Source organism: Bradyrhizobium sp. STM 3809 (assembly GCF_000239795.1).
Lineage (GTDB): Bacteria > Pseudomonadota > Alphaproteobacteria > Rhizobiales > Xanthobacteraceae > Bradyrhizobium.
This window is the reverse complement of record NZ_CAFJ01000353.1, coordinates 1-5,397: the sequence shown is the minus strand read 5'-3', so window position 1 is coordinate 5,397 and position 5,397 is coordinate 1. Positions and strand designations below refer to the sequence as shown.

6 protein-coding genes are annotated in these 5,397 nt (G+C 67.9%); 1 reads left to right on the top strand and 5 read right to left on the bottom strand.

The genetic code is table 11. The features are described 5' to 3' along the window. On the bottom strand, window positions 1-566 hold a 566-nt coding region (locus BRAS3809_RS18760; protein WP_035656841.1), incomplete at its 3' end, for an SDR family NAD(P)-dependent oxidoreductase. A 245-nt stretch (window positions 567-811) separates the two neighbouring features. On the opposite strand from BRAS3809_RS18760, the gene BRAS3809_RS18755 reads away from it, so the two are divergent. Then, window positions 812-1,795: a DUF2155 domain-containing protein gene (locus tag BRAS3809_RS18755; RefSeq protein WP_008963645.1), complete on the top strand. Its 984-nt coding sequence runs from the start codon at window positions 812-814 to the stop codon at window positions 1,793-1,795. 3 nt (window positions 1,796-1,798) lie between these two features. Here BRAS3809_RS18755 and aat read toward each other — a convergent pair whose 3' ends face one another. From aat to BRAS3809_RS18735, 4 genes are all read right to left on the bottom strand, one after another. Continuing rightward, complete coding sequence (aat, locus tag BRAS3809_RS18750; protein WP_008963644.1) at window positions 1,799-2,479, bottom strand: leucyl/phenylalanyl-tRNA--protein transferase; 681 nt, start codon at window positions 2,477-2,479, stop codon at window positions 1,799-1,801. Window positions 2,480-2,549: 70 nt separating this feature from the next. After that, window positions 2,550-3,638: a sensor histidine kinase gene (locus tag BRAS3809_RS18745; RefSeq protein ID WP_008963643.1), complete on the bottom strand. Its 1,089-nt coding sequence runs from the start codon at window positions 3,636-3,638 to the stop codon at window positions 2,550-2,552. Further along, window positions 3,635-4,072 carry a response regulator gene (locus BRAS3809_RS18740; protein WP_008963642.1) on the bottom strand — a complete coding sequence of 146 codons (438 nt, stop codon included), beginning with the start codon at window positions 4,070-4,072 and terminating at the stop codon, window positions 3,635-3,637. Before BRAS3809_RS18740 ends, BRAS3809_RS18745 begins: the two co-directional genes overlap by 4 nt. After that, window positions 4,069-5,397: sensor histidine kinase (locus BRAS3809_RS18735; RefSeq protein ID WP_035656838.1), on the bottom strand; the 1,329-nt coding region annotated here is incomplete at its 5' end. The genes BRAS3809_RS18735 and BRAS3809_RS18740, both read right to left, overlap by 4 nt.

Here is a 5,397-nt window from a genome sequence, read left to right as displayed (position 1 = left end):
CCGGGGCAGATGCAGTTCACGCGCACCTTGGTGCCGGTACATTCCCACGACGCGCTCTTGGTCAGGCCGATCACGGCATGCTTGCTGGCGCTGTAGACGGCGATCTGCGGCGAGCCGATCAGGCCGGCGATCGAGGCGGTGTTGATGATCGAGCCGCGGTTCTGCTTCAGCATCACCGGCAGCACGTGCTTGAGGCCGAGGAAGACGCCGACGACATTGACGTCGAGCACGCGGCGGAAGGCATCGAGCGGATAGTCGGTGATCGACTTGATCTCGCCCTCGACGCCGGCATTGTTGAAGAACACGTCGATGGTTCCGAAGCGGTCGCAGGCCTTCCGCACATAGGCTGCGACCTGCGCCTCGTCGGTGACGTCCGCCGGTATCGCCAGCGCCTCGGCGCCGGCGGGCAGGGCGCGCGTCGCGTCGTGCAGATCGGCCTCACGCCGGTCGACGGCGACGATGCGTGCGCCGCGCGCGGCCAGGAGCTGCATGGTCGCAGCGCCGATCACGCCGGCCGCGCCGGTGACGACGGCCACCCTGCCGTCGAGGCGAATCGAGTCGGTCATCTGGTCTATTCCTCCCGCCGCGGGCGTTGCTCGCCCGCCCTTGTCGCGTGTTGGGTTCACGCTATCTCCGGATCATGCGACTATCTCATTGGATGAACCAGATGGCCACCTCGCGGTGCGCTGGTAAGTCGCCCTTCCCCCGCCGTATTCGGCATGTTAACGGGAGGGCTGATCGAGAGCGGCGGATGGGTCATGACGCGATTTGATTGTCCCGAACCCCGATTCGCCTGATAAAGCCGCGCGAGATGCACCGAACAATTGTCCTGACCGGTATCGCGGCATTTCTGGCCGCCACATCCCTCACGCTGGCTGTGCCTGCGCGCGCGCAGATCGGTACGATATTCTCTGATCCCGTGCCGCGGCCGCCCGGCAACATTCCGCGCCGCGGAGAGCCGATGCCGCCGCCCGACGAAGAGGAAGAGGTTCCCGAGTTGCCGCAGGGCCGTGTGCTGCCGGCACCGACCCGGCCGCCGCCGGGGCAGGGTGCTGCCTTGCCCGGTCCGGTGCAGTCGCAGCCGCTGGCGCCGCCGCCGGGCACGACTGTCCTGCCCCAGAACAATCCGCCGGTTGCGGCCGCGCCTCCCGGCCAGCCCGGTGCTGCGCCCGGCCAGCGGCCGGCACCGCCCCGTGGTGCCCCCCAGAATGCAGCGATCCCGCCGAACGGCGCGGTGCCGCAGACGCCGGCGACCATTCAGCCGGGCGACGAGGTGGTGACCGAGCCCCCGGCGCAGAAGATCGTGAACAAGAAGGCGAGCTTCTCCGGCCTCGACAAGATCACCGGGCGTATCATCAATTTCGACGAGGAGATCGGCGAGACGGTGCAGTTCGGCGCGCTCCGCGTGAAGACCGACGCCTGCTACTCCCGCCCGGCCACCGAGGCCGCCAACACCGACGCCTTCGTGCAGGTCGACGAAATCACGCTGCAGGGCGAGGTGAAACGGATCTTCTCCGGCTGGATGTTCGCGGCCAGCCCGGGCCTGCACGGCGTCGAGCACCCGATCTACGACATCTGGCTGGTCGACTGCAAAGAGCCGCAGAACACGGTGGTGAGCGCTGCTCCGGAGCAGAAGCCGGCCGCGCAGCCGCAGCCCGCCCAGAAGCGCCCGCCACAGCAGAAGCAGTCGGCCCCGCGTCCGCAGCCGCCGCCGCAGCAGTACCAGACACAGCAGGTGCCGCCGCCACCTCCGCCGCCGCAGGCGGGCGGCCCGTTCGGTGGCGTGTTCCGGTAGCGCTCAGCCGCGCTCGGCGATGAGGCCGAGCGCCTCGGCGCCGGTGATCGGGCGGTCGACGGGCAGGCGGACGAAGTTCGCGGCGGGGCCGGTGATCGCATTTTCGAGCAGCACGGTGTAGCGGCGGCGCGGAATCTCGACCGCGCCGAAGGTCTTCAGGTGCTCGGTGACGTACTGGGTGTCGAGCAGCTCAAAGCCGCCGGCGATCAGGCGCGCCACCAGATGCACGAGCGCGACCTTCGAGGCGTCACGGACGCGGTGGAACATGCTCTCGCCGAAGAACGCGCGGCCGAGGCTGACGCCATAGAGCCCGCCGACCAGTTCGCCGTCCTGCCAGCATTCCACGCTGTGGCAATGGCCCATCGCGTAGAGGCCGCTGTAGAGCTCGCGGATGCGCCGGTTGATCCAGGTGTCCTCGCGGCCGGGCTGCGGCGCGGCGCAGCCGTCCATCACCGCCTTGAACGCCTGGTTCACGGTCACTGTGAAGGTGTCGGAGCGCACGGTGCGCGCGAGCCGCGACGCCACGCGAAAACCGTCCAGCGGGATGACGCCGCGCAGCTCCGGCTCGACCCAGAACAGCGAGGGGTCGTCGGCACTTTCGGCCATCGGGAAGATGCCGCAGGCATAGGCACGCAGCAGAACCTCGGGCGTGATCTCGGAGGCTGCGGAGTCGCGCGAATTCATGCCGGGAGCTTAGCAGGACATCGCGCGGCACGCGATGGCTGGTTGGGGGCAAGCCCGCCCCCGGCGCCGTTCAGCCCACCGCGGCAGCAGCGGGCTTCGGTGCATCCTTGGCGAGGCGGAATCGAACCACGATCCTGGTGCCGTCGTGAGTAGGGTCGGGCTCCACGGTCGCATCGAGCTTGGTGGCCATCGCACTGACGATGCGCTGGCCCATTCCGGTCGAGCGGGGATCGCTGGTCGCATTGAGGCCGACGCCGTTGTCGGCGATCGACAGCACGACGTCGTCACCTTCGAGCCGCAGCTCGACATGGATGGGTCCGGGCCCATCGGGATAGGCGTATTTGACGGCGTTCATCACCAGCTCGTTGACGACGATGCCGATCGCGACCGCGCGGTCCGGGTCGATCTCGACCGGCACGGCCTTCAGCGTCAGCCGCGACATCCGGTTGCCCTCGGCGGAGCGGCGCAGATCGTCGAGCAGCGAATCCAGATATTGGTTGAGCAGCACGCTCTTGAGGTCCTGCGAGGTGTAGAGCCGGCGGTGCACCTGGGCGACGGCCGCGACGCGGCCCATCGCGTTGGTGAGCGCGGCCTTGACGTCGTCCTGCGCGCTCGAATTGGCCTGCAGATGCAGCAGCGAGGCGATGATCTGCAGCGAGTTGCCGACGCGATGATTGACCTCGCGCAGCAGCACCTCGCGCTCGGCCGCGAGCGCCGCATAGCGGTCGCGGGAGGCGCGGACTTCGGCCTCCGCCTCGTCACGCGCCCGCTGCAGCCTTGCCTGGCGCAATGCGCCTTCGGCGGCGACCTGCAGCAGCGGGATGAACTCGCCCTGCACGTCCTTGACGAGATAGTCGGCCGCACCGGCCTTCAAGGCCGTCACGGCGATCTTGGAATCCTGCGAGGCCGTCACGAACACCACGGGTGGCGGTTCGGGCAGCGCCATGATGCGCTCCAGCGTCTCCAGCCCGTCGAGCCCCGGCATGTGCTGGTCGAGCGCGACCACGTCGATGCCGCCGCTCTGCAGCCGCTCCAGACCCGCGCTGCCGTCCGGCGCATGCTCCACCGTGATGCCGAGCCGCTTCAGCCCGCGCTCGACCAGACGCGCCAGCGCCGCGTCGTCCTCGATGTAGAGCAGCGTGGGGGCGGGGGCGCTCATGCGGCGGGCGGAACCTGGATGACGGAGAAGAACAGACCGAGCTGGCGAATGGCGTTGGCGAAGCTCTCGTAGTTGACCGGCTTGGTGATGTAGACGTTGCAGCCGAGCTCGTAGCAGCGCTTGATCTCCTGCGAGTCGTCCGTGGTGGTCAGGATCACCACCGGCGCGCTCTTCAGGAAGCTGTTCTGCTTGACCATCTTCAGGATGTCGATGCCGGTCATGTCCGGCAGGTTCAGGTCGAGCAGGATCAGCAGGGCGTGGCCTTTGTGTTCCAGGCCGGTGCCGTCAGGACCCAATAGATATTTCACCGCGTCTGTACCGTTGGTGAACGGCTTGATCTCGTTGTTGACGCCGGAACGGCGGATGTTCCGCTCGATCAGCCGGGCGTGGCCCTCGTCGTCCTCGATCATGATGATGGTCACGGGCATGGTCATCGGTCTGAGTTCCGGTTTGAGACGTTCCAGTTGATCGGGAGCGTGATGGTGAACGTGCTGCCCTGGTCGAGCTCCGACGCGACCGACATGGTTCCACCGAGCCGGCGCACGAGCGCGCGCACATGCGCCAATCCGATCCCCTGACCCGGACGGTCCTGGGTCCCGGCGCGGCGGAACAGATCAAAGATACGCTGGTGATCCCGGGGATCAATCCCCCGGCCGTTGTCCTTGATTTCGAAGATTGCGAAACCGAGCTTGGTGCGGGCGCGGATCGCGACGTCGCCGGGCACGCCCGGCTTCATATATTTGATGGCGTTGTCGATCAGGTTGGAGAAGATCTGCTCCAGGGCGAGGCGGTCGCTGACGATCGTGGGCAGCGGCTCGACCCGGATCGTGGTCTGCGCCTCCTCGGCCTGGTGAGCCAGGGTCGAGACGATCTGCTCGATCAGCTCGCGGGTGTCGATGCGCACCGGCACGAACTCGCGGCGGCCCTCGCGGGTGAGATTGAGGATCGCGCTGATCAGCCGGTCCATCTTGGCGATCGAGGACTTGATGAAGCCGAGCGCCTCGGAGAAGTCGTCCGAAAGCTGTTTGTCGGCGCCCTCGAGCTCCGGCTCGGCACCCTCGGCCGGCGGCGGAGAAGCCGACACGGCGCGCGCCAGGCTCGCAATGCGCCGAAAGATGTCGTTGCGCAGCTCCTCGAGTTCGCTGGTGAAGCCCATGATGTTGACCAGCGGCGAGCGCAGATCGTGGCTGACGATGTAGGCGAAGCGCTGGATCTCCTCATTGGCCTCGCGCAGGTCCGCGGTGCGCTCGTCGACGGTGGCTTCGAGGTTGAGATTGCTCTCGCGCAGCTGCGCCTCGGCGTCATCGCGGGCGCGCGTCGAGCGGCGCACCAGCAGCACCGAGATGATCGCGAGCACGACGACGAGCGCCGAGCCGGTGATGGTGACGATTGCCGCCAGCCGCTGGCTCGCATCGGCGTTGGCCGTGCGCAACGACAGCAGGCGCTCCTCCTCGAGCCGCATCGCCTCCGCGGTCTCGCGCATGGTCTTGCTGCTGCCGGTCGAGCCGGCGTCGCGGACCAGCGCGATCGCGGCGGCGAGATCGCCGCGCGCCACCAGGAGCTTCTCGCGGTCGAACTGCGACAGCCGCGTCTCGATGACGCTGCGGAGCTGGGCGAGATTTTCGACCTGGACACGGTTGTCCGCAACCAGCGTGCCGAGCTTGTCGAGCACCGGGTGGATTGCCGCGACCGCCGCTTCATGGTCGTTCAGGAACTCCTCGCCCTGGGTGAGCAGATAGGCCCGGGCCGCGCTCTCGGC